At 64.5% G+C, this 24,761-nt stretch carries 28 protein-coding genes; 18 read left to right on the top strand and 10 right to left on the bottom strand.

The features are described from left to right. Positions 1-100: 100 nt before the first annotated feature. The 5 genes from AAFG07_RS27520 to AAFG07_RS27500 are packed head-to-tail and all read left to right on the top strand — an operon-like array spanning position 101 to position 2,952. Positions 101-898, top strand: coding sequence for a sterol desaturase family protein (locus AAFG07_RS27520; protein WP_342729258.1), 798 nt, complete (start codon positions 101-103; stop codon positions 896-898). Next, positions 885-1,259 carry a hypothetical protein gene (locus tag AAFG07_RS27515; protein WP_342722950.1) on the top strand — a complete coding sequence of 125 codons (375 nt, stop codon included), beginning with the start codon at positions 885-887 and terminating at the stop codon, positions 1,257-1,259. Before AAFG07_RS27520 ends, AAFG07_RS27515 begins: the two co-directional genes overlap by 14 nt. A 12-nt stretch (positions 1,260-1,271) precedes the next feature. Beyond that, entirely contained in the window at positions 1,272-1,469 is a 198-nt protein-coding gene (locus AAFG07_RS27510; RefSeq protein WP_024579640.1) for a hypothetical protein, read from the top strand. A 28-nt stretch (positions 1,470-1,497) separates the two neighbouring features. Beyond that, a complete protein-coding gene (locus AAFG07_RS27505; RefSeq protein ID WP_342710614.1) occupies positions 1,498-1,806 on the top strand; it encodes a DUF6166 domain-containing protein in 309 nt (102 codons plus the stop codon). A gap of 36 nt (positions 1,807-1,842) precedes the next feature. Then, complete coding sequence (locus AAFG07_RS27500) at positions 1,843-2,952, top strand: Zn-dependent alcohol dehydrogenase (RefSeq protein ID WP_342722948.1); 1,110 nt, start codon at positions 1,843-1,845, stop codon at positions 2,950-2,952. A gap of 106 nt (positions 2,953-3,058) precedes the next feature. Here AAFG07_RS27500 and AAFG07_RS27495 read toward each other — a convergent pair whose 3' ends face one another. Both AAFG07_RS27495 and AAFG07_RS27490 read right to left on the bottom strand, forming a co-directional pair. Next, positions 3,059-3,817, bottom strand: a complete 759-nt coding sequence (locus tag AAFG07_RS27495; RefSeq protein ID WP_342722947.1) for a GntR family transcriptional regulator — start codon at positions 3,815-3,817, stop codon at positions 3,059-3,061. A gap of 116 nt (positions 3,818-3,933) precedes the next feature. Beyond that, positions 3,934-5,337 (bottom strand): MFS transporter, encoded by a 1,404-nt coding sequence (locus AAFG07_RS27490; protein ID WP_342722946.1) that lies wholly within the window; start codon positions 5,335-5,337, stop codon positions 3,934-3,936. 364 nt (positions 5,338-5,701) lie between these two features. Between AAFG07_RS27490 and AAFG07_RS27485 the strand changes: the two genes are divergently transcribed. The 5 genes from AAFG07_RS27485 to AAFG07_RS27465 all read left to right on the top strand — a co-directional run bounded on the left by AAFG07_RS27485 (position 5,702) and on the right by AAFG07_RS27465 (position 9,796). Beyond that, positions 5,702-6,109: a hypothetical protein gene (locus AAFG07_RS27485; protein WP_342722945.1), complete on the top strand. Its 408-nt coding sequence runs from the start codon at positions 5,702-5,704 to the stop codon at positions 6,107-6,109. Between the two features lie 151 nt (positions 6,110-6,260). Then, a complete protein-coding gene (locus AAFG07_RS27480) occupies positions 6,261-7,043 on the top strand; it encodes an NYN domain-containing protein (protein WP_229165261.1) in 783 nt (260 codons plus the stop codon). Between the two features lie 218 nt (positions 7,044-7,261). Continuing rightward, positions 7,262-7,651 carry a DUF1236 domain-containing protein gene (locus tag AAFG07_RS27475; protein WP_092125289.1) on the top strand — a complete coding sequence of 130 codons (390 nt, stop codon included), beginning with the start codon at positions 7,262-7,264 and terminating at the stop codon, positions 7,649-7,651. A 194-nt stretch (positions 7,652-7,845) separates the two neighbouring features. Then, positions 7,846-8,907 carry a 2-dehydropantoate 2-reductase gene (locus tag AAFG07_RS27470; protein ID WP_342722944.1) on the top strand — a complete coding sequence of 354 codons (1,062 nt, stop codon included), beginning with the start codon at positions 7,846-7,848 and terminating at the stop codon, positions 8,905-8,907. 130 nt (positions 8,908-9,037) lie between these two features. Then, complete coding sequence (locus tag AAFG07_RS27465; protein WP_342722943.1) at positions 9,038-9,796, top strand: DUF5131 family protein; 759 nt, start codon at positions 9,038-9,040, stop codon at positions 9,794-9,796. A gap of 337 nt (positions 9,797-10,133) precedes the next feature. On the opposite strand, the gene tcmP is transcribed toward AAFG07_RS27465, so the two are convergent. The 4 genes from tcmP to AAFG07_RS27445 all read right to left on the bottom strand — a co-directional run bounded on the left by tcmP (position 10,134) and on the right by AAFG07_RS27445 (position 11,912). After that, entirely contained in the window at positions 10,134-10,487 is a 354-nt protein-coding gene (gene tcmP / locus AAFG07_RS27460; protein WP_342722942.1) for a three-Cys-motif partner protein TcmP, read from the bottom strand. Continuing rightward, complete coding sequence (locus AAFG07_RS27455) at positions 10,480-10,620, bottom strand: hypothetical protein (protein WP_342729441.1); 141 nt, start codon at positions 10,618-10,620, stop codon at positions 10,480-10,482. Before AAFG07_RS27455 ends, tcmP begins: the two co-directional genes overlap by 8 nt. A 105-nt stretch (positions 10,621-10,725) precedes the next feature. Then, on the bottom strand, positions 10,726-11,328 hold the full coding sequence (locus tag AAFG07_RS27450) for a thiamine pyrophosphate-dependent enzyme (RefSeq protein ID WP_342722941.1): 603 nt from the start codon (positions 11,326-11,328) through the stop codon (positions 10,726-10,728). A gap of 8 nt (positions 11,329-11,336) precedes the next feature. After that, positions 11,337-11,912 carry a thiamine pyrophosphate-binding protein gene (locus tag AAFG07_RS27445; protein WP_026192548.1) on the bottom strand — a complete coding sequence of 192 codons (576 nt, stop codon included), beginning with the start codon at positions 11,910-11,912 and terminating at the stop codon, positions 11,337-11,339. Positions 11,913-12,098: 186 nt separating this feature from the next. Here AAFG07_RS27445 and AAFG07_RS27440 point away from each other — a divergent pair, with 186 nt between their 5' ends. From AAFG07_RS27440 to AAFG07_RS27425, 4 genes are all read left to right on the top strand, one after another. Then, on the top strand, positions 12,099-13,064 hold the full coding sequence (locus AAFG07_RS27440) for a tripartite tricarboxylate transporter substrate binding protein (protein ID WP_342722940.1): 966 nt from the start codon (positions 12,099-12,101) through the stop codon (positions 13,062-13,064). A gap of 4 nt (positions 13,065-13,068) precedes the next feature. Then, the gene (locus AAFG07_RS27435) at positions 13,069-13,965 is read left to right on the top strand and encodes an amidohydrolase family protein (protein WP_342722939.1); all 897 of its coding nucleotides are present in this window, start codon (positions 13,069-13,071) and stop codon (positions 13,963-13,965) included. Positions 13,966-13,980: 15 nt separating this feature from the next. After that, complete coding sequence (locus AAFG07_RS27430) at positions 13,981-15,030, top strand: hydroxyacid dehydrogenase (RefSeq protein ID WP_342722938.1); 1,050 nt, start codon at positions 13,981-13,983, stop codon at positions 15,028-15,030. 704 nt (positions 15,031-15,734) lie between these two features. Continuing rightward, the gene (locus AAFG07_RS27425) at positions 15,735-15,950 is read left to right on the top strand and encodes a hypothetical protein (protein ID WP_176532398.1); all 216 of its coding nucleotides are present in this window, start codon (positions 15,735-15,737) and stop codon (positions 15,948-15,950) included. Between the two features lie 204 nt (positions 15,951-16,154). On the opposite strand, the gene ilvD is transcribed toward AAFG07_RS27425, so the two are convergent. The 3 genes from ilvD to AAFG07_RS27410 all read right to left on the bottom strand — a co-directional run bounded on the left by ilvD (position 16,155) and on the right by AAFG07_RS27410 (position 20,309). Then, positions 16,155-17,999, bottom strand: coding sequence for a dihydroxy-acid dehydratase (gene ilvD, locus AAFG07_RS27420; RefSeq protein ID WP_342722937.1), 1,845 nt, complete (start codon positions 17,997-17,999; stop codon positions 16,155-16,157). A 197-nt stretch (positions 18,000-18,196) separates the two neighbouring features. Continuing rightward, positions 18,197-19,090, bottom strand: a complete 894-nt coding sequence (locus AAFG07_RS27415) for an MBL fold metallo-hydrolase (protein ID WP_342722936.1) — start codon at positions 19,088-19,090, stop codon at positions 18,197-18,199. Between the two features lie 7 nt (positions 19,091-19,097). Next, a complete protein-coding gene (locus tag AAFG07_RS27410; RefSeq protein ID WP_342722935.1) occupies positions 19,098-20,309 on the bottom strand; it encodes an ABC transporter substrate-binding protein in 1,212 nt (403 codons plus the stop codon). Between the two features lie 160 nt (positions 20,310-20,469). Between AAFG07_RS27410 and AAFG07_RS27405 the strand changes: the two genes are divergently transcribed. From AAFG07_RS27405 to AAFG07_RS27395, 3 genes are read left to right on the top strand one after another with little or no spacing between them, the layout of a single operon-like run. Beyond that, complete coding sequence (locus tag AAFG07_RS27405; RefSeq protein WP_342722934.1) at positions 20,470-21,171, top strand: TetR/AcrR family transcriptional regulator; 702 nt, start codon at positions 20,470-20,472, stop codon at positions 21,169-21,171. Then, positions 21,149-21,706 (top strand): carboxymuconolactone decarboxylase family protein, encoded by a 558-nt coding sequence (locus AAFG07_RS27400; protein WP_342722933.1) that lies wholly within the window; start codon positions 21,149-21,151, stop codon positions 21,704-21,706. The genes AAFG07_RS27405 and AAFG07_RS27400 overlap by 23 nt, the downstream gene beginning before the upstream one ends. 4 nt (positions 21,707-21,710) lie before the next feature. Beyond that, positions 21,711-22,586, top strand: a complete 876-nt coding sequence (locus AAFG07_RS27395; protein ID WP_342722932.1) for an SDR family oxidoreductase — start codon at positions 21,711-21,713, stop codon at positions 22,584-22,586. 11 nt (positions 22,587-22,597) lie between these two features. Here AAFG07_RS27395 and AAFG07_RS27390 read toward each other — a convergent pair whose 3' ends face one another. Next, entirely contained in the window at positions 22,598-23,605 is a 1,008-nt protein-coding gene (locus tag AAFG07_RS27390; protein ID WP_342722931.1) for a LysR family transcriptional regulator, read from the bottom strand. A gap of 79 nt (positions 23,606-23,684) precedes the next feature. On the opposite strand from AAFG07_RS27390, the gene AAFG07_RS27385 reads away from it, so the two are divergent. Further along, positions 23,685-24,710 carry an ABC transporter permease gene (locus tag AAFG07_RS27385; RefSeq protein ID WP_342722930.1) on the top strand — a complete coding sequence of 342 codons (1,026 nt, stop codon included), beginning with the start codon at positions 23,685-23,687 and terminating at the stop codon, positions 24,708-24,710. The last annotated feature ends 51 nt before the right edge of the window (positions 24,711-24,761 follow it).

The following is a 24,761-nucleotide window of genomic DNA, read 5'->3' as shown; positions in this document are numbered from 1 at the left end:
CATCCTTTTTTCTCGACCGCGTCTTGTCCGCCAAGGCAGCTTGCCTTTCGCATCTGATGTGCTACTGATATGTCAGATAAGAATGATGGAGGACGCCGCGATGGAGTTGGCTGCAACAGGGATGACCGACCGCCAGCGCAAATATCGCGCGACCTACCGCGAGCGCGTGGTGGGCTGGTACAATGGCTGGCTGCACGTCGTGCTGATCTACACGATCGGTTTCACGGCGCTGTACGTCTATTTGGCCAATGTGCACGATTTGAAGTGGTGGGAATATCTCACCATTCCGGCGGTGTTCCTGATTGCGAACTTCTTCGAATGGGCGGTGCATCGCTTCGTCATGCACAGGCCCTCGAACGTGCCGCTGCTGCGCGCGATCTACAGCCGCCACACGCTGATGCACCATCAGTTCTTCACCGAGGAGGAGATGCGCTTTGCCGATCATCACGACTGGCGCGTCACCTTCTTCCCGCCCTATGCGCTGGTGGTGTTCACCCTGATGTCGATCCCGCCGGCGATCGTCGCCGGTCTGGTGATCTCGGCCAATACCGGCTGGCTGCTGATCACCACGACCACGTCGATGTACCTGATCTACGAATTCATGCACTTCTGCTGCCACGTCGAGGAAAATGCCTTCGTGCGCAACATGCCGTTCGTCAACACCATCCGCCGGCATCATACCGCCCATCACAACCAGTCGATCATGATGGAGCGGAACATGAACCTGACCTTCCCGGTGATGGACTATGTATTCGGCACTTCCGACCTCAACCGCGGCCTGCTTGGCCACATCTTCAACGGCTACAGCATGCGCTACGTGAAGACCGACATGCGACGGACGGCGCGGACGCCGCGGGTGGTGGTGAAAGAGCAATCGGTGCCGCATGCCGCAGCTTGAACCCAATCTCGCCGGCCTCGCCTGGTTCGGCCTGCTGTGGAGCGTGTGCTGCATCGGCTTCCTGCAGCTGGCCGGCATGTATCCGCTGCGCGGACGCGCCGTTCTGCCGGTGACGATGACGACCGCATTATGGGCGATGTTGCTCGTCGGCACGCTGGCATTCGCCCTGGTCGAGCTGCGCTGGACCACCGTCGTTGTGGTGGGCGGTGTGCTGTTCCTGTTCCTGCCGGGGCTGTTTCAGGCGCTGCCGGAATGGTGGCGCGACGGACGTGCGGGATTGCGGCTGTCATGTTGCGCCATGATTGCGGCGCTGGCGCTGCTCGTCGGCGTGGCCGCACCATCGTTCCACATGTGGACCTAGAGGGAGGTCTCGATGCCGAGCCACATCAAGCTCATGCTGTCGCTGGCGTGCCTCGCCACGGCGGCCTGCGGATACTTTTTCATGGTCTATCTCGGACAGCAGGGACCGAGCTACGCGGTCGCCTTCCTTGGCGTATTCGCCACGGTCGCGATGTGGATCTTCCCCGAGGTCGTCAAGAAGGACCTCAAGATGCGTCCACCGGGATCCTGATATGATGCTGCAGCATAGGGAGACTCCGATGGCGAGCTATGCCGGGGACCGTACCATCGACGGCATTTCCGTGCTGGTCGACGGCGAGCCGCTGTCACCGCATTACGACCAGCTTCGGCTCACCGAACACGGCTTTGAATGGAGCTATGAGGGGCCCGAGCCGGCCCAGCTGGCCTTCGCGCTGCTCTATGATCATCTGCACGACGCGACCGCGGCGAAGGCGCTGCACGAGAGCTTCATGCGGCGCATCGTCGCCAATTTCGGCAATGAATGGGAACTCTCCTCGGCCGATCTCGATGAGGCGGTCGCGGCGCTGCGGTCCGGACAAACGGCCTGACCCCACGCGGATTTCTCCGCCGGAGAATTCTTTGAGATGACCCTGACCTGTCGCGCGGCCGTGCTGCATCAAAGCGGAACGCCGCTCTCCATCGAGCGCGTTTCGCTTGCAGCACCTGCGCCGACCGACGTCGTGGTGAAAGTGCGTGCCGCGGGGCTCTGCCACACCGATCTGGAGGTGATCGACGGGTCGCTGCGCTATCCCTTGCCGATGATCCTCGGGCACGAGGCGGCCGGCGTGGTCGAGGAGGTTGGCAGCGCGGTGCATGACGTGCACGCCGGCGATCACGTGATCCTGTCCTGGAATCCGCATTGCGGGCACTGCTTTTACTGCGACCGCGCGCAGCCGATCCTGTGCGAGAGCTATCTCGCCAGGGGCGCGGAAGGCATGCATTTCGACGGCGCGTCGAAGGCGCAGCTCGCGGGTGGCGGCAGCCTGTCGCATCTGATGTTCCTCGGCGCGTTCTCGGAATATGTCGTGCTCCCGGCGCAGCAGGCGATCGTCGTGCCCAAGGACATCCCGTTCGATCGCGCGTGCCTGATCGGCTGCGGCGTCATGACCGGCGTCGGCGCCGCGCTGAACATAGCCGACATCGGCTATGGCGATACCGTGATGGTCACCGGCTGCGGCGCGGTCGGGCTGGCTGCAGTGCAGGGCGCCCGGCTCGCCGGCGCCGGTGCTGTTATCGCGGTCGACCTCGACGATGCAAAGCTTGCGCTGGCGCGGCAACTCGGCGCGACGCACGCGGTCAACGCGGCGCGCGAGGATCCGGTCCAGTTCGCCAAGGAGGCGACGCGCGGGCGGGGCGCCGACGTCATCCTCGAAGCGGCGGGCCATCCACTGGCGTTTCGGCAGACCGCGGAGGCGGTGCGGCCGGGCGGCGAGGTGATCTGGCTCGGCAAGATCGACGTCACGCAAGACGTGAGTTTCCGCTGGGGCGCGTTGATGGGGGAGAAGCGATTTCGTCGCTCGAGCTACGGCGGCGCGCGGCCACGGCGCGACTTCCCCTTGCTGGCGCAGGCCTACCTCGACGGCCGGCTCAAGCTCGACGAGCTGATCACCGGCCGCTGCAGCCTCGACGGCATCAATGACGGCTTCGAGGCGTTGCGGCGCGGCCGCTCGATCCGCACGATCGTGGAGTTCTAGAGCATGATCCGGAAAAGTGGAATCCGGTTTTCCGAAGAGATCATGCTCAAACAAAGAGATGAGATCATGATGCGATTTCATGTAATCGCATCATGATCTCAGACGCTCACAGCGTCGAACGCGCAAAGCTTTCGATGTAGTCGATCAGGCTGTCGGACGCCGCGCCGGCGGCGTCGACACGGCGCTCGGCGACGGCTTCGGCGACGTCGGCATGCAGCCGCGCCGCGAGCGGCAGGTCGGCCGCTTCCTTGTAATGCTGGTACCAGAATCGGCGCGACAGGCCGTGCATCAGGCCCATGGCGCGGGAGGCGAACTCGTTGCGCGACGCCGCCGAGATCAGTGTGTTGAACTGGTGGTCCAGCCGCATGAACAGCAGATCGTCGGATTTTTCCGCCGCGCGCCGCATGCCGGCAGCGATCTCGGTGAATTGCGCGCGCTGCTCGCTGGTGGCGCGTTCGGCGGCGCCGCGCGCCATCAGCCGTTCGAGCTCGCGCCGCACCTCGAGCAGGCGAAGCTGGGCCCGCAGGTCGATCTCGGACACCAGCACGCCGCGACGGGCCAGGATGTTGACGAGGCCGTCGCGCGACAGCCGCTGCAACGCCTCGCGGATCGGGGTCCGGCCGATATCGAGCCGCTTGGCGAGCACGAGCTCGGACAGCGCGGTGCCGGGCGGCAGTTGCAGCGTCACGATCAGCTCTTCCAGCTCCGCATAGGCGCGATCGGTGAGGGTGACGTCGCCTTGCGGGAGACGGGCCTGCGCGGCAGCGCGCGGCTTGCCGGCGGCGGCGGACGATGGCCGTGCCGGCCGGCGGTTTCCTGCTGCGCGGGCGCGCAGCGTGCTGGATCGCTTGTTCGAATCGGCCATCGGGATCTTGCGTGCTGCTGTACAGCAGATATCTCACACGCCCCGCCGGCAGTGACAAGGCCACTCGACGGGCGCTGCACCGAATCCGGCCGCGTGCAGCGAACAGCGGCGCATCATCAGTGCGAAATGCTCTCCAGCGTGCGGCCGCGGGTTTCCTCGCCGAGCAACAGCACCGCCACCACGAACGCGCCGGCGCCCAGCGCGAACACGCCGCTCTGCCCCGCCGCGGGCAGGATCACGCCGATCACATAGGGGCCGATCAGCGAACCGATTCGGCCGACCGCGGAGGCAAAACCGGTTCCGGTGGCGCGGACATGGGTCGGGTACAGCTCAGGCGTATAGGCGTAGAGCGCCGACCACATGCCGAACAGGAAGAACTGCATGCAGAGGCCGGCGATGATAAGCTGGGTCTGGTCCGCCGCCGAGCCGTAGAAGTGGCAGGCGATCGCGCCGCAGAGCAGGTTCATCACCAGCGTCGCCTTGCGGCCCCAGGATTCGACGAGCCATGCCGAGACCAGGAAGCCGGGGATGCCCGCGAGCGAGATCAGGATGGTGTAGAACACCGATTTGGTGATCGGGAATCCCTTGGCCTGCAGCAGCGCGCCGAGCCATGTGGTGAGACCGTAGAAGCCAAGCAGGGCGAAGAACCACAAGGTCCACAACATCGTGGTCCGCTTGGCGTAGATGCCCGAAAACAGCGTCCTCAGGCCGGTCACTTCGGACGCGGGTGCGGCGGCCTGGCGCACCACCGGCGGCAGCTCCTTGCTGCCGAGACGATCGCGGACCCTGCTCTCGATGTCGCGCACGGTCGCTTCGGCCCGCTCGGAATGGCCGTGGGAAGCGAGCCAGCGCGGCGATTCCGGAACGTAGCGTCGCACCACGAGCACGAAGACGGCCGGGATCGCCTGCAGGATGAAGACCCAGCGCCAGTCGGCGGCCTGCAGCACGAAGTAGGTCAACAGGCCCGACGCGATGAAGCCGAGCGGCCAGAACCCTTCGAGGAACGCGATGTAGCGGCCGCGGTTGCGGGCCGGCATGATCTCCGAGACCATCGACTGCGCGACCGGAAACTCCATGCCCATGCCGAAGCCGAGCAGCAGGCGGGATGCGCCAAGCGCGGTCGCGGTCGTCGAGAGACCGCAGCACAGGCTGCCCAAGCCCCAGAAGATCATGCTGACCTGGAAGACGCGGGCACGGCCGAAACGGTCGGCCAGCAGGCCGGCGGACGCGGCGCCGACGAACATGCCGAGGAAGCTCATGCTGGACAGCAGCCCGGTCTCCGCTGTCGACAGGCCGAAGGTCTGGCGGATCGAGCCGAGCACGAAGGTCAGCGCGGCCAGGTCCATGCTGTCGAAGAACCACGCGGTTGCGATGATGCCGAAGATCCATCGCTGATAGGAGGTCAGCGGCAGGCGTTCGAGTCGTGCCGCGATGTCGGCGACCTGCTGCGCTTGCGCGGTGCGCGCGACGGCGGCCGGAGCTCGGCTTCCGGCCGCGGCGGTGACGTCGGAAATGGTCATTGCTGTCCTCCCCAGATGGACGTTGCCGGGCTCTTGTCGGCCCGTTCCATAAAATGTCACACGGATAGCAGTGATATGTCAATTGGTGATCACGCGCGAATTGGCGGGAGCGAGCCGGCCTTCGCGCCGGACAGGGTCGGGGACAAATCGGCGTGCGGCGCCGGTCTGCTGTGATCCGATCGAGGTTCGATGCCGCTTCGGACATCTTCCGAAGCGGCATCAAAGCCCGGTTAACGGCATCCGAGAAATCGGGGCCTGTCCGATAATCCGGCTTTAATGGGGGGCCGACTAAAGCTCTTTGGTTGCGACGTACCGGATGCCTGGAGGTATCCGATATCGGGTCCGGAGGAGGCGTTTTCCCATCATGTCAGTTCAGGTCGATTTGGATTTCGCGAGCGACGATCGCGCACGGGCGCAGATCGGCGCGGCGGTGAGCTATCTGCTCAGGGACGCGACCGGTGCCGCGCGTGAGCATGCCGTCGAGATGATTGTCGAGATGGTGCGCGATGTCGCAAGCCAGCCGGCCGGTCTCGAAGCGGCGTCCCTTCAGCCGCTCATGAGCGGCGTCACCTATCGGGATTTTGTCATCGATGCCTACCGGCGCGATGTCGATCGCTGGCGCGCGACGATCCGCCGGTCGAACGGCAAGAAGATCCGGATCGCGTCTCCGCCGTCGGTGCGGGACGAGGCGACGACGACAGCGGATGCGATCACCGCGGAGAAGGCCATCGAGTTCGCTAGGCGCGCGATCGATATAGGCGAGGTGCTCTGACCACACCGCCCGAGGGTGCTTTCGCCGCGAAAGTCCCGGCGATGCCACCGACCCTATGCTTGGGACGCGCGATGTGCTCCGATGCGACGGCTGCGCCGGTTCCGGAACTGTCCGCGCATCTTGATCCATCGTATCCCAGCAGAGAGAAGCCATGCCTTCCGAACTCCGTTCGCCCCGTCTGGCGGTCCTGATCGACGCCGACAATGCATCTGCAAGGATCGCCGATGGGCTGTTCGAGGAGATCGCCAAGATCGGCGAGGCCAGCGTGCGCCGCATCTATGGCGACTTCTCCAATCCGAGGTCCAAGGGCTGGGCCGACATTCTGTCCAAGCACGCCATCATCCCGCAGCAGCAATTCGCCTATACGACGGGCAAGAATGCCTCCGACATCACGCTGGTGATCGACGCGATGGACCTGCTGCATAGCGGCCGGTTCGATGGCTTCTGCCTGGTGTCGTCGGACAGCGATTTCACCCGCCTTGCCGCCCGCATCCGCGAGCACGGCATCGACGTGTTCGGGTTCGGCGAGCAGAAGACGCCGGAGAGTTTTCGGCAGGCCTGCCGCAGGTTCGTCTACACCGAGAATTTGCGCGGCGGCGTGACGAGCAATCAGGACGCCGCGGTGCGCGCCCAGCCGCTGCAGCCGCCCGACGCCGCCACGCCCATCCTCAAGAAGGTGATCGGCCAGATGGCCAGCGAGGACGGTTGGGTGACGCTTGGCGAGGTCGGACGGCAGCTTGCCAATCTGGCGTCGGATTTCGATCAAAGGACTTACGGCTTCCGCACCCTGAGCGAACTGGTGCGCAGGACAAATGCGTTCGAGATCGAACAGCCCAAGGGCGGGACGACGCGAATCCGCATCAAGCAGGCGGCCGCACCGCCGCCAAGACGGCGAACGCCAAGACGACGAGCCGATCAAAAACCGCCGGAATGAACGGCGCGCAGCGCGCTCCTGCTCTGAACCATCTGTGAATCTGAACCAACGATGAATGCTGCTTTGGACAATATCCGGAGCAGCATTTTCATTTGTGCTGGAACTAAGGCGAGTTGCTGCGGAACTGGAGTTTGCGCACGAGTTGCCGGCGTTGGAACTGGAACGTCTCGTTCCCTGCGATGTTGAAGGGGCGTCTCATAACTCGGAGGAGGAGAATCATGAACAAGCGTTTTGCCGTTTCCCTTGTTGCCGCTGCGTCGCTGCTCGCGTCTGGTTCGGCGTTCGCACAGTCCACGACTGCGGCGGGCGCCGCGAACGGTGCGCGGACCGGTGGCGAGATCGCAGGCCCGGTTGGTGAGATCGTCGGCGGCACCGTTGGTGCCGCGGTCGGCGCCGGCCTCGAGATTCCGAATGCGGTGATCACGTCGATCCCGCGCGACGAACCCTCGGTCGTGGTGCGCGAACGCGTCGTGGTCGGCGAGCCGCTGCCCGACACCGTCGTGCTGCGTCCGGTGCCGCGCTACACCGAATACCGCTACGCGATCGTCAATGATCGGCGCGTGATCGTGGAGCCGCGCACGCGCCGGATCGTCAAGATCATCGACTGATCTCAATTTCTGACTGCGGACATCCTCGCGGGCTTGTCGCCCGCGGGGATTTTCGTGGTCCCATGAATACCGGCATGGCACAGGCCCGCTTTTTTCATGAAGCGAGCGGTTGGCCTGCCGGCCCGATCCCCTAGACTGGTCCGCAACAAGCGGACGCAGCCAGCGGCCGCCTCAATCAAGGGCAGGGTGGAAACATGGGTCGGAAGATCGCGATCGTCGGCGCGGGTGCGGTCGGCGGCTATGCCGGTGCGCATATGGTGCAGGCGGGTGAGGACGTCACCTTCATCGATCCCTGGCCCGAGCATGTCGAGCAGATGCGCAAGCACGGATTGCGCGTCACGCACGCGATGGATGTCGCCGAGTTCTGGGTGCCGGTGCGTGCGCTTGATGTCACCGACGCGCAGCAGCTGGCGAAGGAGAAGCCGGTCGACATCGCCTTCGTCTGCATGAAGTCCTACGACACCGCCTGGGCGACCATGCTGATCCGGCAATATCTGGCGGCCGACGGCTACGTCGTGTCGCTGCAGAACTGCATGAACGAGGAGACGATCGCCGGCATCGTCGGCTGGGGTAAGACGCTCGGCTGCATCGCGAGCAGCATCACCGTCAATCTGCCCGAGCCCGGCCATATCCACCGCGGCGCCGGCAAAGGCGGCGCGGCGCATACCGTGTTCCGCGCCGGCGAGGTGCATGGCCGCATCACCGCGCGGGCGGAGGAGGTTTGCCGCCTGGTCGGCACCTCCGACAGCGCCAAGGTGACCGGCAATCTCTGGGGCGAGCGCTGGTCGAAACTCGTCGCCAACGTGATGGGCAACGGGCTCTCGGCCTGCACGGGCCTAGCGGGCGGCGAGGTGCTGCAAAGCGAACCGCTGCGCCGCTTCTCGACGCGGCTCGGCAGCGAGGCGATCCGCGTCGGCCAGGCGCACGGCTATCAGCTGGAAGAGATCCTGCATCTGCCGCCGGAGACCATCGCGCGGGCGGGCGAGGGCGACGAGGCCGCGACCCGCGCCTGCGACGAGCAGCGCTTCAAGGATAGTAAGCGCACGTCATCGGCGCAGCGCCCCTCGATGGGCCAGGACATGCAGAAGGGCCGCCGCACCGAGATCGAATTCCTCAATGGCTTTGTGGTGCGCGAGGGCGAAAAGCTCGGCCTCGCCTGCAATGCCAACGCCGCGCTGACCGATATCGTCAAGCGCGTCGAGCGCGGCGAACTCGCGCCGGATCCGCGGCACATCACGGAGTTGCGGATGAATTGAGGACGGTTTCTCGTTCAATGCTGATGTAAGTAAAATCATATAGATAGACATGATTATTTAGAACAGATATAGAACATTTAGAGTTGATTTACCGGCCCATGTCAGGATATTTTTCACATAGGAGAAGCGCATGGCCGAGACCACAATCGAGTGGACTGATGCGACTTGGAACCCGGTCGCCGGATGCACGATCCTTTCGCCAGGATGTACCAACTGCTACGCGATGCGAATGGCCGCTCGCCTCGACGCTATGGGTGCTGAAAAGTACCGTGGTCTCACTCGAAAGACCGGCGGCCGGGCAAAGTGGACCGGCAAGCTATACTTGGACCGAAAGTCTCTCGAAGCGCCGAGAGCTTGGCGGAAGCCGCGCCAAATCTTCGTCAACTCTATGTCGGACTTGTTCCACGCGGATGTGCCCGCAACCTTCGTGGCTGACGTTTGGTCGACGATGCAGGAGACGCCGCATCATACCTACCAAATCCTGACCAAACGGCCGGACCGGATGGCCGAAGTGACAACAGCGCTGCCAGTCCTGCGCAATGTTTGGCTCGGCACCAGCGTTGAAAGCGCCGACTATCTCGATCGCATTGTTGATCTGCGCCGCGTACGTGCAGCAGTGAGGTTCATCTCATTTGAGCCGTTGATAGGCTCGGTTGCGGTTGCCGATCTTAGTGGCATTCATTGGGCGATCGTCGGCGGCGAGAGTGGGCCCGGTGCACGTCCGATGAAACGAGCATGGGTCGACGAGGTCGAAGCCGCCTGTCGCAGGCACGGCACCGCCTTCTTCTTCAAGCAATGGGGCGGGAAAAATAAGAAGGCAGCGGGGCGAGAGTTGAATGGCACGACCTACGATGAAATGCCGGTCCTAGAGGAGGTTACGCTGTCCTGAGTTGTTAGAGGCGGTCTTCCAGAATTTGTGCGCTAGATCATGCTTGGCGACGAGAGTTAACCAGTACAGGTGCTGACCACCTTCTCCCGTAATTAGTTGCATATCTGCCGAAGTAGAAATTCCGAGTTCGGCGACTTTTCGACGCCAATATTCGAACACCTCGCGACGGATCGCGGGATGGCGTTGACAAGCATATCGATATATCGAAGGCCGGCGAATGCCCTCATTACTTCGAACTCGAAGGCGCCCAGATTGTAGGGATCAACGAATACAAAGTTGAGTCCACTCGCGCCGAGCAAAGAACGAGCTTCGTGAGCAGCCTGGACGGCAGTCCCGCTTAATTCCACGACGGGTGCCCAGCCCTTTTCAAGCGCTCGATGGCGAGTGATCTTCGGTACTCATCCGCGTCGCCAACATAAACAGTGCTGAATGGCGCTTTGGAGGCGAGGCTCGCCTTCCACGCGGCCACGCAACTACCATCGATGTATTCGTTCGTTCGCCTTACCCTGGATCTTCCGGGGCCACAAAAAAGCTCGACGTAGGCCGCGCCACCTTTTCCTGGTCCTAACCACTTCTTACGCACTGCGCGCGAAATCTCGATGTAGCGACATAGAGAAGCGATTTTGTCCTTCGCCCATCGCCCGACCTCCTCTACTTGGAGGCCGTCATCTCCTTCGACGAGTTCACCCATGATGCCAGCCGTAATCGCCGTCAGCGAACATCGATAGTCGACGCTGAGCGTTGCGTTCGGATGTAATCAATGCTGCTCCTGTGGTGCCGCAAAAAACCGCCACGGCAAGCGCCGCATCAAATAACCTGATCATTAAAAGCCCCAGCTTTTACGGCGAGCAAAGCGCAACTATAGCGCGAGTGCAACTATACTTTAGCGAACAGTCACGCGGTTGCGCTGCGGCTTTGCTGCACCAGCCCTACAGGAGCTGCCTGACTCCCATCCCGTGCATGAACCGCTCGCGGATCTGCACGGGGTCGCGGCGGGTGGTGCCGGTGCCGGGCTTGTCGTCGATGCGGACGCCGATCAGGGTCGGGCCGGAGGCCTGTTTCGACTGCTCGATCAGCCGCTCGAAATCGTCCTCGTCGGCGGCCCAGGAGCTGTTCGCGATGCCGCTGGCGATTGCGATCGCGACGAGGTCGGTATGCCCCGCCGCCGGCGTCGGCTGGCTGCCCGTGATCTGGTAGATGCCGTTGTCCATCACCACCATAGTGAGGTTCTTCGGGGCCAGCGTCGCGATCGTGGAGAGGCAGCCGAGCTGCATCAGCAGCGAGCCGTCGCCTTCGAGCGCGAACACGCGCCGCTTGGGCTGCGCCAGCGCAACGCCGAGCGCGATCGGGAACGCCAGCCCCATGCTGCCCAGCATGTAGAAATTCTGCGGCCGATGGCCGGCGGCCCAAAGATCAAAATTGGTGTTGCCGATGCCGCCGATCACGGCCTCGTCCTTCAGCCCGGCGACGAGGCGCTGGGTGAGATCGAACCGGTTCATCACCTTGGTGTTGCGCGCTGGTGCGTTGGTCATGGCTGATCTCACTTGTCGAAGGTCTTGCCGCCGGTCAATAGCGGCGAGAGGATCAGCGCCACCGGCGCCTGGGTGGTGACGGCCTGCTTGATCGAGCGGTCGGCGATGAATTCGAGCTCGTCGAGCCGGGTGATGGTGTGGTGTTCCATCGCCAGCGAATCCAGCACCGGGCGCATGGTGCGGCAGACCAGCGCCTGGCCGTAGTTGAACTCGCCGAGCGTGCCGCGCTCGGAGACGAACATGATCAGCGGGATCTGGTAGGGCACCGCGAGCGAGGCCAGCACGTTGGCGAGCGTGGCAAAGCCCGAGGTCTGCATCAGTACGGCGCCGCGCGTGCCCGCCATCCAGGCACCTGAGACGATGCCGACGGCCTCCTCCTCGCGCGCGGTCGGAAACGTCGTGAAATACGGATCGGCGTGCAGGTCCTTGATCAGCGTGGTCAGCACCCGGTCGGGCACATAGGGCACCAGCTTGATCTCGTTCCGCTTCAGCGTCTGCAGCACGATGCCGTGCCAGGTGGTCGCCGCATCCTGGGACTTATCCTTGGCTTTATCCTTGGACGAGGCTTGTTCCGCGGCCGCCATCCTGTTCTCCCTCTCGCGCGACGCTGATGATCGCTTGCGCCATGAAACTTGACGCTGACCATGTGATTGTCAACATGTCGCGGCCGCAACGCGATCTGCGGAATTGGGCCATCGTAATGCCGAACCGGCGTGCGATACAGGCGGTAACGATCAAGGGACGGAACGATCAAAGGACGGGAGGCGTCGATGGCCGGATGGGTCTGGCGGACCGCCATTGCGGCAGCGGCCACGGTCGTGGCCGGCCTTGCGTCCGCGCAGCCATACCCGGCAAAGGCCGTTCATATTCTCGTCCCATATTCGCCGGGTGGCGGCGTCGACGTGCTGACGCGGACGCTCGCCGAAGCCGTGTCGAAAACCTGGACGCAGTCGATCGTGGTGGAGAACCGGCCCGGCGCCGGCGGGGTGATCGCCTCGCAGGCGATCGCAAGCTCCGCGCCCGATGGCTACAATCTGATCATGGTCGCGAGCGGCCACGCCACCAATCCGTTCCTCTATCCAAAACTGCCCTACGACACGTTCAAGGATTTTTCGCCGATCTCGCTGCTCGCGTCGTCGCCGAACGTGCTGCTGGTGCGCGCGGACTCGCCATTCAAGGCGGTCAGTGACGTCATCGCGGCCGCGAAGGCGAAGCCCGGCAGCCTGTCGTTCGCCCATGCCGGCAACGGCACCTCGACCCATCTGGCCGGCGAGCTGCTCAACAGCCTTGCCAAGATCGATCTCAACGCCATCCCCTACAAGGGCGGCGCGCCCGCGATCAACGATCTGCTCGGCGGGCAAATTCCGATGTCGTTCAACAACGGCCCGGAGTCGGCCGGACAGTTGCAGGCCGGCACGGTCCGCGCGCTGGCGGTGACCACGGGCTCGCGCGCGCCGTTCCTGCCAGATGTACCCAGCATATCGGAAACGGTGCCGGGCTATGACACCGAGGTGTGGTGGGGGCTGCTCGGACCCGGCAACATGCCCGCTGATCTCGTCGCGAAGATCTCGCATGATTTCGTCACGGCGGTGAATACGGATGCCGTGAAGGAGCGTCTCGGCAAGCTCGGCGCGATCTCGATCGGCTCGACGCCGGACAAGTTCGCCGCCAAGATCAAGGCCGACTACGACAAATGGGGGCCGATCATCACGGCCGCCGGCATGAAGGCGGAGTAGGAAGATGGCTGCGTCCGGGATTCCCGCCTGCCTGCCGCCGCGTCCGGTGACGCCGCCGAGAGAGAAGCTGCCGCCAAAGGCCTGCGATACCCATGCGCATGTGTTCGGCCCGGCGGATCGCTTCCCCTATGCCGCCGGTCGCAGCTACACACCGCCCGACGCGCCGCTCGCGAGCTATCTCGGCATGCTCGATGCGCTGGGGTTCAGCCGCGGCGTGCTGGTGCAGGGCAGCGCGCATGGCCACGACAATTCGGCGATGCTGGACGCGCTGCAGCGCGAGCCGGCGCGGCTGCGCGGCGTTGCGGTGGCCGATGCCGATGTGGCGGCGGGCACGCTGCGGCAGTGGCATGTGCTCGGCGTGCGCGGCTTGCGCTTCAACCATTTCTTCCGCGGCGGGCAGTTGCACTATCGCGGTGGCATTCCCCTCGATGTCGCCGAGACGCACGCGGGCGTGATGGCCGAACTCGGCTGGCATCTGCAGCTCTGGATCGACGTCAAGGACTTGCCTGACACGGTCCCGACGCTGAAGGCACTGGGCCTGCCGGTCGTGGTCGACCACATGGGCCGCACCGATGCGGCCGCCGGCATCAACACCGCGGGTTTCCAGAGCCTGCTGCGCGCGGTCGGCGAGGGCTGGTGCTGGGTCAAGCTGTCGGGCGCGCATCGCCTAAGCCAGCGCGCGCCGGATTATCCGGATGCGCGGCCGTTCCACGAGGCGCTGATATCAGCCAACTCCGAACAGCTGGTGTGGGGCGGCGACTGGCCGCATCCGCGCGTCGAGGGCGAGATGCCTGACGCCGGCCACCTGCTGACGCTGTTCCAGGAATGGACGCCGGACGCCGCGACCCGCCACCGCATCCTCGTCGACAATCCCGCACGACTCTATGGCTTCCCAAACTGAAAGCTGCCCGAAGACATGACCGTCAACAACAAGCGCGTGTTCTACGTCAAATACCTCGCCCACGAGATCTACGTCGACATCCTGAAGAAGCGGCCGGATGTGCGGCTCGACCGTCTCGAGAACGAGACGCCGGAGGCGACGTTCGCGCCGGTTCTCGCCGATGCGCATGCCTATCAGATCGGCGCCGCCCGCGATGAGCTGGCGCCGCATTTCCATGCCCATGCCGAGCTGCTGGAGCGCGCGCCGAACCTGTTGATCGTGTCCTCGAACGGCGCCGGCTTCGATCCCGTCGACGTCGATGCCTGCACGAAGGCCGGCGTACTGGTGGTCAACCAGTCCGGCGGCAACGCCAACTCGGTCGCCGAGCACGCGCTCGGCATGATGCTGACGCTGTCGAAGCGCATCATTCAGTCCGACCGCAGGCTGCGGCGCGAGGCCAACGTCAACCGCAACGATCTGATCGGCAACGAGCTGAACGAGAAGACCGTCGGCATCGTCGGTCTCGGCAATGTCGGCCGCCGCATCGCCGAGCTGTGCAAGGGCCTGCTGCACATGAAGGTGATCGCCTACGATCCGTATCTGACGGCCGAGGAGATGGCGAAGCGGGGCGGGGAGAAGGTCGAGCTCGACGATCTCCTGCACCGCGCGGACTTCGTCTCGATCTCCTGTCCGCTGGACAGCAAGAGCCGAGGCATGATCGGCGCGCGCGAATTCGCGCTGATGCAGCCGCATGCCTATTTCGTCACCACCGCGCGCGGCTTCATCCACGACGAGAAGGCACTGGAGGATGCACTGCGCGAAAAGCGCATCGCCGGCGCCGGCCTCGACGTCTGGTCCAAGGAACCGCCGCCGCCGGATCATCCGCTGCTGCAGTTCGACAACGTGCTGGCGAGCCCGCACATCGCCGGCGTCACCCGTGAGGCACGCATCAACATGGGCCGCATTGCAGCCGAGCAGATCCTCGATGCGCTCGACGGCAAGCGTCCGCCGCGCATTATCAATCCCGAGGTCTGGCCGGTGTACGCGAGAAGGTTCGAGAAGGCGTTCGGGTTTATGCCGGGGTAGATCGACGATCATTGCTGTCAACGGTGAAGTCAGCCAGGTGAGGTGAGCACGCTGGTCAGGCCTCCGCCTTGTGGGGGCTGCGGCTGCGCGCGGCCAAAATATCGAAAACAACCCCATGCAAAGAAAGCTGGCGGCTGCCGGCGGTTCGACCAGGCAACTTGACGCGTCGGGCAACTCAGGGGTACATTTCCAATATTCAGAAATCGTGCAAGCGCCCGGCCTTGCGGGAGAGAGACCGCAAGGGCGGAGGGGATTGCGCCGGCGGCGCGTCCCTCGCGCAAATGGCCGGTCGTGTGAGTGCTGTTGCTCGCGCAAAAACACCGGAGAAAATCTCCTTCGTCGTAGCCTCGATCGAGGCAATAAACCCACTGCCAAAGCACCACCTTACAACGCGTCCGTTGTTATTTCCCCTGAGATATCGACGGCTTAGCCCGAAATCGCCATCTTCCTGATGTCCCCGACCATTCCGGGCACGGAAGGAAGAAGTGTCATGCGACAGGTCCAGTCATTGCTCCGCAACGCGCCCGCCAGGATCGGCCGCCGTCTTGCGCAGATCGTCGCGATCGCTGCCGCCAGCCTGCCGCAGGCCGGCGCGTAGTTTTCCACCTTGCGGCGGCGCACCCGCGCCGAATTAACTCAACGCCATTTCGCGTTAGTGCTAACGTGGTACCCCCGGGCTCTGCCGGCGCAGCAGGGAGGGTTCAATGTCACGCTTCGTCGTTCAGTTCATGAAGGACGTGCTCGGCGGCAACGGCCGCCAGCGCGAGGTTTGCCAGGGCGAACTTGAGGTCGACGCCTCGAGCGAAGGCCAGGCCACCGAGATGGCCAAGCTTAAATTCTGTCAGGAACAGGCGCTCTGCGACTGGTCACTGCACGCCGACCGCATTCGGATCGAAGCGGCCGACCTGCAAGTGACCTGATGCGAGGTCGAGTAGCAGCCGGATCTGCTCTGCGCTCCCTCTCCCGCTTGCGGGGGAGGGCTGGGGTGGGGGCTCTCTCCACGAGTCACATTGCGGAGAGAGCCCCCACCCACCGCGCTACGCGCGTCGACCTCCCCCGCAAGCGGGAGAGGTGCAGCTAATCTGCCGCGAGACTGGAGCCAAGCACGGCAACCTCGTCGTTCATTACTCCGGCAGGATGCGCACGGCACCCTTCGCCGCGCTGCTTGCGAACGCCGCATAGGCTTTCAGCGCGGTCGAGACGGCGCGCTTGCGCGGTGCGGCCGGCTTCCAGGCCGCATTGCCCCTGGCCTCCATCGCCGCGCGGCGGCGCTTGAGCTCGGCATCGTCGACCCTAAGGTTGACCTTGCGGTTCGGGATGTCGAACTCGATGATGTCGCCTTCCTCGACGAGACCGATCAGGCCGCCCTCGGCGGCTTCCGGCGAGACGTGGCCGATGGACAGGCCCGACGATCCGCCGGAGAAGCGGCCGTCGGTGATCAGCGCGCAGGCCTTTCCGAGGCCCTTCGACTTCAGATAGCTGGTCGGGTAGAGCATCTCCTGCATGCCCGGGCCGCCGCGCGGACCCTCATAGCGGATCAGCACGACGTCGCCGGCTTTCACCTTGTTGGTCAGGATGGCGTCGACCGAGGCGTCCTGGCTCTCGAAGATCCGGGCCGGGCCGGAGAACTTCAGAATGCTCTGGTCGACACCGGCGGTTTTCACGATGCAGCCGTCTTCGGCGAGGTTGCCGAACAGCACGGCGAGGCCGCCGTCCTTGGAATAGGCGTGCTCGGCGTTGCGGATGACGCCGCTTTCGCGGTCGAGATCGACCTCATCGAAACGACGGTCCTGGCTGAAGGCCTCCTGGGTCGGCACGTTGCCCGGCGCGGCGCAGTAGAAGTTGCGAACCTTGTCGCTGGTGGTGCGCACGACGTCCCAGCGGTTCAATGCGTCGGTGAGCGTCTCAGCATGCACCATCGGTCCGTCGGTCGTGAGCAGCCTGGCGCGATCGAGCTCGCCCAGGATCGCCATGATACCGCCGGCATGATGCACGTCCTCCATGTGGACGTCCGGCACCGACGGCGCCACCTTGCACAGCACCGGCACCTTGCGCGACAGTCGGTCGATGTCGGCCATCGTGAACGGCACTTCGCCTTCACGCGCGGCGGCGAGCAGATGCAGCACGGTATTGGTCGAGCCGCCCATCGCGATGTCGAGCGTCATCGCATTCTCGAACGATTTGAAGTTCGCGATATTGCGCGGCAGCACCTTGGCGTCGTCCTGCTCATAGTAGCGGCGGGCGAGATCGACGATCAGATGGCCGGCCTCGACGAACAGGCTCTTGCGGTCCGCATGCGTCGCCAGCACCGAGCCGTTGCCGGGCAGCGCGAGGCCGAGCGCCTCGGTCAGGCAGTTCATCGAGTTCGCGGTGAACATGCCGGAGCAGGAGCCGCAGGTTGGGCAGGCCGAACGCTCGATCACCTCGACCTCTTCGTCCGACACGTTGGAGTCGGCGGCGGCGACCATCGCATCGATCAGGTCGACCGCGCGCTTCTTGCCCTTGAGCAGGATCTTGCCGGATTCCATCGGGCCGCCCGAGACGAACACCGTCGGGATGTTGAGGCGCAGCGTCGCCATCAGCATGCCGGGGGTGATCTTGTCGCAGTTGGAGATGCAGACCATCGCGTCGGCGCAATGCGCGTTGACCATGTATTCGACGCTGTCGGCGATCAGCTCGCGCGAGGGCAGGCTGTAGAGCATGCCGTCATGGCCCATCGCGATGCCGTCATCGACCGCAATGGTGTTGAATTCCTTGGCGACGCCGCCGGCCTTCTCGATCTCGCGCGCGACGAGCTGGCCGAGATTCTGCAGATGGACGTGGCCGGGTACGAACTGGGTGAAGGAATTGACCACCGCGATAATCGGCTTGCCGAAATCCTCGTTCTTCATGCCGGTGGCGCGCCACAGGCCGCGTGCACCCGCCATGTTGCGGCCGTGGGTGGTTGTGCGGGAGCGATAGGCGGGCATGGTAAATCCTTGGGCTATGGCCATTTTTTAGGGGAGATGGCAGCCCTTATGCCCGCCCGCAGCAGCCGATTCAAGCGCGGAACCGCATGGCAGAACCCCGCTATCTGACTTCGATCTCGGCCTCTGTGGCGACGGCACGCAGGAGACGGGCCGCGGCTCGTTTCGCGGCGCCCTCCCGATCCGATTGTCTCAGACGCTCAATCCTCGAACCTGAACCTGAAGGCCTCGCCATGTCTGACCACGCGGCCTGCGGTCGGGGCGGGGAAGTGCCCGGTCAGCAGATAGCTCGGCGTATCCGCCAACTCCTCCAGCAGCGTCACGCGGGTGGCGAGCGCCGCAGCGGGATCGACATCGGCGGCATTCGACAGCCACGGCTCCGCGCACTGGATCGGATGATGGATCACGTCGCCCGACATCACGGCATGATCGCCGCCGCCATTGAGATGGATCTGCATGTTGCCGGCGGTGTGGCCCGGCGCCGGTGCACAGCGCAGGCCCGCGTCGCGGTCGTCGAACAGCAGGTGATCGGTCTCGACGAATTCGGCCTGTCCGGCCGCGACGACCGGCAGCACCGAATCCTCGAACGAGCCGTGATTGACCGGCGTCCGCGGGTTCGCCCGGTGCGCGGCCTCCCAGTGCCGGAACTCGGCGCGTCCCATCAGATAGCGCGCCTTCGGAAAGGTCGGCACCCAGCGCCCGTTGATCAGCCGCGTGTTCCAGCCGACATGGTCGACATGCAGATGCGTGCACATCACGAAGTCGACCTGTTCGGGCCGCACACCGAGCGCGGCCAAGTTTTCCAGATAGGGCTGGTCGAGATTGTTCCAGGCCGGCACGCGCGGACGTGGCTTGTGATTGCCGCAGCAGGTGTCGACAACAGCGGTCCAGCGCGGCGTGCGCACCAGATAGGAGTGGTGGCTCAGGATGAAGCGGCCGGTCTCCGGCTCGATATAGCGGTGATCAAGCCAGCTCCGGTTCGCGGCGATCACCTCGTCCGTGACGTTGGCGAACAGCCATGTCTTGTTGAAGGCGAGCGAGGGGATTTCGACCAGCCGATCGATCCGCATGCTGCCGATTGTGATCTGGCGCATGCGGTGCTCAGTTCTTGATGAGGTCGCCGAACGGCACCCAGCGCGTGCCGTCGTAGCGCATCAGTTGCAGGCTGGTCATCGGCGTATACCGCTCCGGCGAATTGCTGACCGCGGTGCCGTTGATCAGCATCGGCAGATGCAGATCCCTGATGCCGGTCGCCTGCTTGATCACATTGGCGCGGGTAAGGTCGTTGCCGGCGGCTTTCAGTACCGCGACTAGCGTCTGCGCGATGGTGTAGCCGTAGACATTGAGCCAGTCGCTCTTGTTGGCGTCGGGCAGATATTTGTCCATGAAGGCGACCCATTCCTTGTAGCCGGCGTCGTCCTTCAGCGCCGGGTCGGTCGAGTCCTTCAGGTACTGGCTCGAGATCACGCCGGTGGAATTGTCCTTTCCTGCGGGTTCGAGCACGCCGCTGATCGAGGCCGAGACGTTGGAGATGATGGTGGTCGGCTTCCACCCGATCTCGCCGATCTTGCGGATCGCCTGCGCCGCGAATTTCGGCGTAGCCGCGACCAGCACGACGTCGGCGCCGCTGCTCTTGAGCAGCAGGATCTGGGTATCGACGGTGGGGGCGGTGGTCTCGTAGGCCGCGCGCGCCACAATCGCCTCGGTGCTGCCGAGGCCTTCCTCCAGCGCCTTCAGATAGTCCTTGCCGAGGTCGTCATTCTGATAGAGCACACCGACCTTGGCGTTCGGGTGGCTCGCCTTGATGTATTTGGCGTAGGCGATCGCCTCGTCGCGATAGGTCGGCTGCCAGCCGACGGTCCACGGAAAATTCTTCGGGTCGTCCCACTTCGCCGCGCCCGAGCCGAGGAAGAGCTGCGGCACCTTCCTGTCGTTGAGATATTTGTGCACGGCGCTGTTGGTCGGCGTGCCGACGCCGCCGAAGATCAACAGCACCTCGTCGCTCTCGACCAGGCGGCGGGTCTGCTCCACCGTCTTGGGCGGGCTGTAGGCGTCGTCGGCGATCATCATCTGGATCCGCCGGCCGTTGATGCCGCCCTCGTCATTCACCTTGCGGAAATAGGCCTCCGCCGATTTCGCGATTTGCGCGAACGCCGAGACGGGGCCGGACAGCGGCGCGGTGGTTCCGATCTTGATCGTCTTGTCATCGGCGCCTGAGTCATATTTCGCGCTCTCGGCATGGACGGTGCCGGCGGCGATCAGCGGCAGCAGCAAAAGGGCCGCGCGAAAATGAGTGCGGACGAGGCGCGCCATGACGGAATCTCCCCAGACTGCTCTCCGCCTCTTCGGGCGGAGTTGAAACGCGAATACGTCGCCCGCCGCCTGCGCGGCTTGCGGGCCGTGACCGTTGCCATGCAGACGAACGATCGTTCGTACGTTGACTAACGAACGATCGTTCGCTAGTCAAGGCGCCATGGCGGTTTCCACATCCAGCGCGGCCGAGGCGGTCGTGACCTCCACCCGCGAGCGCATCCTCAGCGAGGCGCTCAGCCTGTTCGCGCAAAGCGGCTATGGCGGCGCGTCGATGCGCGAGCTTGCGCGCCGCGTCGGCATCCGCGAGAGCAGCCTCTACAATCATTTCCCGGGCAAGGCCGCGATCCTCGAAGCGATCGTCAGCGAGCACGGTCCGGCGAGTTCGGCCGACCGGCTCGAGGCGCCGCGCTACCGGCAGCTCGCGCGGCAGCCGGCGGCGTTCTGCCGCCAGTTCGCGCTCGACCTCGTCGAACAATGGTCGGATCCGCGCGAGCATCAGTTCCAGAAGGTCATCACCGCCGAGCGCAACCGTGTGCCCGGTATCCGCGCCAAGTTCGCCGACCATTTCTATGCGCGCGAGCAAAGTCTGATGACGGACTACTTCCGCGGCTTTGCGCTCGCCGGGCTGATCTCGACCTCAGACCCGCGCGAGGCGGCACGGCTGTTCGCGGCCGGCCTGATCTATGTCAGGCTCGAACATTATGTGATGGGCGCGCAGGCCTCGCCGCGGCCGAAGGTGATCGAGGCGATCGACCGCTATCTCGCGTTCTTCCTGTCGCTGATTGCGGCAAAGGACGCAGACACATCGGACAAGAAGCAACGAAAAAAGGGAGAGACGCATGGCAAGGCTGCCCCTGATTGATCCGGACACCACGAGCGGCGATATCCGCGCCGCGTTCGACCGCATGCCGGTCAAGCTCAACATCTTCCGCATGATGGCCCATGCCGAGGCCAACATGATCCCGGCGATGCGGCTCGCCAATTCGATCCTGCACAAGCAGAAGCTGTCGGCGGTCAACCGCGAGTTGCTGATCCTGCAGGCGGCGCAGCTCGAGGGCGGCGCCTATGAGTGGCGCCAGCACGTGCCGATCGCGCTTGGCGTCGGCGTCACCCAGGCGCAGATCGATGCCGTCGAGCGCGGCGAGTACGAGAATGCCGCGCTCAACGCGGCCGAGCGTGCGCTGCTCGGCTTCGGCCGCGAGGTGGTCGAGAAGGTCCGCGTCGGCGAGGCAGCTTTCGCCGGCATGCGCCGGCATTTCAGCGATCAGGAGATCGTCGAGGCGATCGTCACGCTCGGCTTCTACATGATGATGGCGCGGCTGACGGAGGCGACCGAGACCGATCTCGATCCGGCCGCCGGCATGGCCGTCTATGAGGGCGGCAAGAAGCGGGGTTGATGGGATGTCGGAGACTTCGCAAGAGGCCAAGCAAGGGACCTCGCAAGACAACAAGCCGGAGCGCTATGTCCGTCCGTTGAGCGCGGAATCCTCAGGCATGGCGCCGGGCCGGGGGCGGCTCAACGGCCGCCGCATCCTGGTGGTCGGCGGCGGCCAGCGCGTGTTCGATGCCGCAACCGATCCGATCGGCAACGGCCGCGCCATGAGCCTGCTGTTCGCGCGCGAGGGCGCGCATGTCGCGGTCGCCGACCTCAATCGTACCTCCGCCGAGGATACGGTCGGGCGCATAGCCGATGACGGCGGCCGAGCCTTCGCGATCGCTGCAGATGTCACCAGCGAGGCCGATGTCATCAGGATGATCGCCGAGGCGCACCACGCGATGGGCGGGCTCGACGGCATGGTGCTGAACATCGGCACCTTCGGCAAGACCGGGCTCGACAATGTCAGCGCGGAGGAATGGAATAGGATTTACGACGTCAATGTCCGCGGCCCGATGCTGTGCTGCCGTGCCGCCTTGCCGAAGTTCACCGATGGCGGCTCGATCGTCTTCATCTCCTCGATCGCGGCGCTGAAGGCGGGATCGCAGATGGCGGTCTATGATTCCTCCAAGGCCGCGCTCGGCGGCCTGATGCGCAACATCGCGCATACCGGCGCGCGGCGCGGCATCCGCGCCAACCTGGTCTATCCCGGGCTGGTCGACACCCCGAACGGCCGCGAGGCCGGTGCGGGCCGACCGTCGCGCGGCAAAAGCCAGGTTCCGTTCGGCCGCCAGGCGACGGCGTGGGAGATCGCTTACGCGGTGCTGTTCTTCATGTCGGATGAAAGCGTCTACGTCACCGCGCAAACGCTTGCGGTAGACAGCGGCCTGAGCGGAATGTGACCGGCGCGCCGCTATTCGGCGGCGATGGTGGTCGGGATCGGGATTGTCACCTTGGGGCCGGTCTTTGCCGCGCGCCGGTTCTTCTTGCTGAAACGGCTGCCTGCGAGCAACGCCGCGGCGGCGCGCAGTTGCTCGCGCAGCCACTGATTGGTGGTGTCGCCCTCGGCGGTGGCATGCCAATAAAGATAATTGACGTGCGGGCTGATCGGGAACGGGCAGGGGAAGCACTGCAATAGCCTGGGGTCTTCCAGCACGGAGGCGGCGCTCTCGGATGCCGTCAGCAGCATGTTGCTGCGGCTCACCACATGGCAGGCGGTCGCGAAGTTCTGGCAGGTCAGGCGAACGGTGCGCGTCAGGCCGAGCCGCTGGAACTGGAAGTCCTCGAACGACAGGCCGCTGCGCCGCGATGTCACGCAGACGTGTTCCATGCGTAGGTACGCCTTCTTGTCGAGCCGCGTGCCGAGCTCGGGATGGCCGCGCCGGGCGAACACCGCGATATGCTCGGTCAGGATCTGCTCGCGCCGCACCTCGGTCGAGAGCGGCAGCAGCGTATCGATCGCGACATCAAGCGTGCCGGCGGCAAGCTCCCGCTCCAGATTGTTGCGCTCGCTGCGCACGGTGGCGATCTCGACCAGCGGCGCAACCGTGCTGATCCGGTTGATCAGCGCGCTCAGCATCGGCGCCTCGAGATTATTGCGCAGGCCGATCACGAACCGCTTCGGCGTCTTGGCCGGATCGAAGCGGTTGGTATGGGTCAGCGTCGTTTCCAGGCCATTGAGCGCCTGGCGCACGGTCGTGATGATCTGGCGCGCCAGCGGGGTCGGCGTCATGACGTGATGGCGGCGCACGAACAGCGGATCGTTGAACATCACGCGCAGCCGGCCCAGCGCATGGCTCACCGCGGGCTGGGTCAAATTGAGGCGGAAGCAGGCGCGGCTGACGCCGCCCTCGGTGTAAATCGCGTCGAACACGACGAACAGGTTCAGATCGATATCGCGCACATGCATGGAAATAATCAATCCGTATCCGTCGAATGCATTTGACGAATATGAGTTGGCGCTCTTAAAGTCTCAAGCAAAATAATACCTGGAGGAAACGATGAGCGTGCAATCGCCATCGCGCGGCGTTGCTGTCCCTGCGGCATCATCTCGCTCGGGCACAATGTTCGCAAAACCGAGCCAGGAGCAGATCGTGCTCCTGATCACGATCGCGCTTCTGGTGGTGTTCGGCCTGACGCTGAACGGTTTTGCCAGCGTTTCCAATCTCCTGAATCTGCTGCGCAGTATTTCCATCCTTGGCGTGCTCGGCCTCGGCATGGGGCTGATCGTGATCAGCCGCGGCATCGACCTCTCCGAGGTCGCGATCATGGCGGGTTCCTGGGCGATCGCCCTGATCTACATGCAGAACGGCATGCCTGTTTTCACGGCAGTGCTGCTGGCGCTGGCCGTTGCGGTGCTGATCGGCCTCGTCAACGGCGTCATGGTCGCCTTCGTGGAGGCGCCGGCGCTGTTCGTGACGCTGGCCGCCGGCTTCGTGATCTATGGCCTGGCGTTCTGGATCGCGCCGGCCTGGGTGGTCTACGCGCCGAAGGACGCGCCGGGCCTGATGTATCTCGGCGCCGGGCGGCTGTTCGGCATCCCGGTTCCGATCCTTGTGTTCGCGGTCTGCGCGATCGCGATGCACCTGTTCCTGTCGCGCACCTCGATCGGCCGATTCATCTATTCGCAGGGCGACAATCCGGAGGCCGCGCGGCTGACCGGAATTCCGCTGCGTCCGCTGATCGTGCTGGAGCACGTCTTGGTTGCGCTGCTCGCCTGGATTGCAGGCCTGGTCTGGGTCGGCACCACGGGCAGCATGCAGATGGCGATCACGCAAGGGACCATGATCTTCGACGTCGTGCTGGTCGTCGTGATCGGCGGCATCAGCCTGATCGGCGGCCGCGGCAGCGTGTTCAGCGTCGTGGTCGGCTGCGTCCTGATCGGCACGCTGCTCAACGCCTTCACCATCATGGACGTCAACAGCGAGGTGCAGAACATCATCAAGGGCGTGGTGCTGCTGGCCGCGATCGTGCTCGACAACTGGCTGCACCCCCGCGACGAGGAGACCGCGCGGCAAGGGGACTGAAACGAGGCGACTGAAACAGGGCGACTGAGCGCGCCTCTCGCGCCGATCAAA

This window comes from Bradyrhizobium sp. B097 (assembly GCF_038957035.1).
Lineage (GTDB): Bacteria > Pseudomonadota > Alphaproteobacteria > Rhizobiales > Xanthobacteraceae > Bradyrhizobium.
Note: the sequence above shows the minus strand (reverse complement) of the source record. Positions and strands in the feature narration are given on the sequence as shown.

Excerpts from the sequence above, each read along its gene's own strand:
- AAFG07_RS27505 (WP_342710614.1), top strand. The coding sequence starts at position 1,498 with ATGGCGAGCTATGCCGGGGACCGTACCATCGACGGCATTTCCGTGCTG.
- AAFG07_RS27415 (WP_342722936.1), bottom strand. The coding sequence starts at position 19,090 with ATGCGCCAGATCACAATCGGCAGCATGCGGATCGATCGGCTGGTCGAA.
- AAFG07_RS27470 (WP_342722944.1), top strand. The coding sequence starts at position 7,846 with ATGGGTCGGAAGATCGCGATCGTCGGCGCGGGTGCGGTCGGCGGCTAT.
- AAFG07_RS27495 (WP_342722947.1), bottom strand. The coding sequence starts at position 3,817 with ATGGCCGATTCGAACAAGCGATCCAGCACGCTGCGCGCCCGCGCAGCA.
- AAFG07_RS27430 (WP_342722938.1), top strand. The coding sequence starts at position 13,981 with ATGACCGTCAACAACAAGCGCGTGTTCTACGTCAAATACCTCGCCCAC.
- AAFG07_RS27500 (WP_342722948.1), top strand. The coding sequence starts at position 1,843 with ATGACCCTGACCTGTCGCGCGGCCGTGCTGCATCAAAGCGGAACGCCG.
- AAFG07_RS27410 (WP_342722935.1), bottom strand. The coding sequence starts at position 20,309 with ATGGCGCGCCTCGTCCGCACTCATTTTCGCGCGGCCCTTTTGCTGCTG.
- AAFG07_RS27445 (WP_026192548.1), bottom strand. The coding sequence starts at position 11,912 with ATGGCGGCCGCGGAACAAGCCTCGTCCAAGGATAAAGCCAAGGATAAG.
- AAFG07_RS27440 (WP_342722940.1), top strand. The coding sequence starts at position 12,099 with ATGGCCGGATGGGTCTGGCGGACCGCCATTGCGGCAGCGGCCACGGTC.
- AAFG07_RS27455 (WP_342729441.1), bottom strand. The coding sequence starts at position 10,620 with ATGATCAGGTTATTTGATGCGGCGCTTGCCGTGGCGGTTTTTTGCGGC.
- tcmP (WP_342722942.1), bottom strand. The coding sequence starts at position 10,487 with ATGGGTGAACTCGTCGAAGGAGATGACGGCCTCCAAGTAGAGGAGGTC.
- AAFG07_RS27450 (WP_342722941.1), bottom strand. The coding sequence starts at position 11,328 with ATGACCAACGCACCAGCGCGCAACACCAAGGTGATGAACCGGTTCGAT.
- AAFG07_RS27510 (WP_024579640.1), top strand. The coding sequence starts at position 1,272 with ATGCCGAGCCACATCAAGCTCATGCTGTCGCTGGCGTGCCTCGCCACG.
- AAFG07_RS27395 (WP_342722932.1), top strand. The coding sequence starts at position 21,711 with ATGTCGGAGACTTCGCAAGAGGCCAAGCAAGGGACCTCGCAAGACAAC.
- AAFG07_RS27480 (WP_229165261.1), top strand. The coding sequence starts at position 6,261 with ATGCCTTCCGAACTCCGTTCGCCCCGTCTGGCGGTCCTGATCGACGCC.
- AAFG07_RS27435 (WP_342722939.1), top strand. The coding sequence starts at position 13,069 with ATGGCTGCGTCCGGGATTCCCGCCTGCCTGCCGCCGCGTCCGGTGACG.
- AAFG07_RS27475 (WP_092125289.1), top strand. The coding sequence starts at position 7,262 with ATGAACAAGCGTTTTGCCGTTTCCCTTGTTGCCGCTGCGTCGCTGCTC.
- AAFG07_RS27405 (WP_342722934.1), top strand. The coding sequence starts at position 20,470 with ATGGCGGTTTCCACATCCAGCGCGGCCGAGGCGGTCGTGACCTCCACC.
- AAFG07_RS27485 (WP_342722945.1), top strand. The coding sequence starts at position 5,702 with ATGTCAGTTCAGGTCGATTTGGATTTCGCGAGCGACGATCGCGCACGG.
- AAFG07_RS27385 (WP_342722930.1), top strand. The coding sequence starts at position 23,685 with ATGAGCGTGCAATCGCCATCGCGCGGCGTTGCTGTCCCTGCGGCATCA.
- AAFG07_RS27400 (WP_342722933.1), top strand. The coding sequence starts at position 21,149 with ATGGCAAGGCTGCCCCTGATTGATCCGGACACCACGAGCGGCGATATC.
- ilvD (WP_342722937.1), bottom strand. The coding sequence starts at position 17,999 with ATGCCCGCCTATCGCTCCCGCACAACCACCCACGGCCGCAACATGGCG.
- AAFG07_RS27425 (WP_176532398.1), top strand. The coding sequence starts at position 15,735 with ATGTCACGCTTCGTCGTTCAGTTCATGAAGGACGTGCTCGGCGGCAAC.
- AAFG07_RS27465 (WP_342722943.1), top strand. The coding sequence starts at position 9,038 with ATGGCCGAGACCACAATCGAGTGGACTGATGCGACTTGGAACCCGGTC.
- AAFG07_RS27490 (WP_342722946.1), bottom strand. The coding sequence starts at position 5,337 with ATGACCATTTCCGACGTCACCGCCGCGGCCGGAAGCCGAGCTCCGGCC.
- AAFG07_RS27515 (WP_342722950.1), top strand. The coding sequence starts at position 885 with ATGCCGCAGCTTGAACCCAATCTCGCCGGCCTCGCCTGGTTCGGCCTG.
- AAFG07_RS27520 (WP_342729258.1), top strand. The coding sequence starts at position 101 with ATGGAGTTGGCTGCAACAGGGATGACCGACCGCCAGCGCAAATATCGC.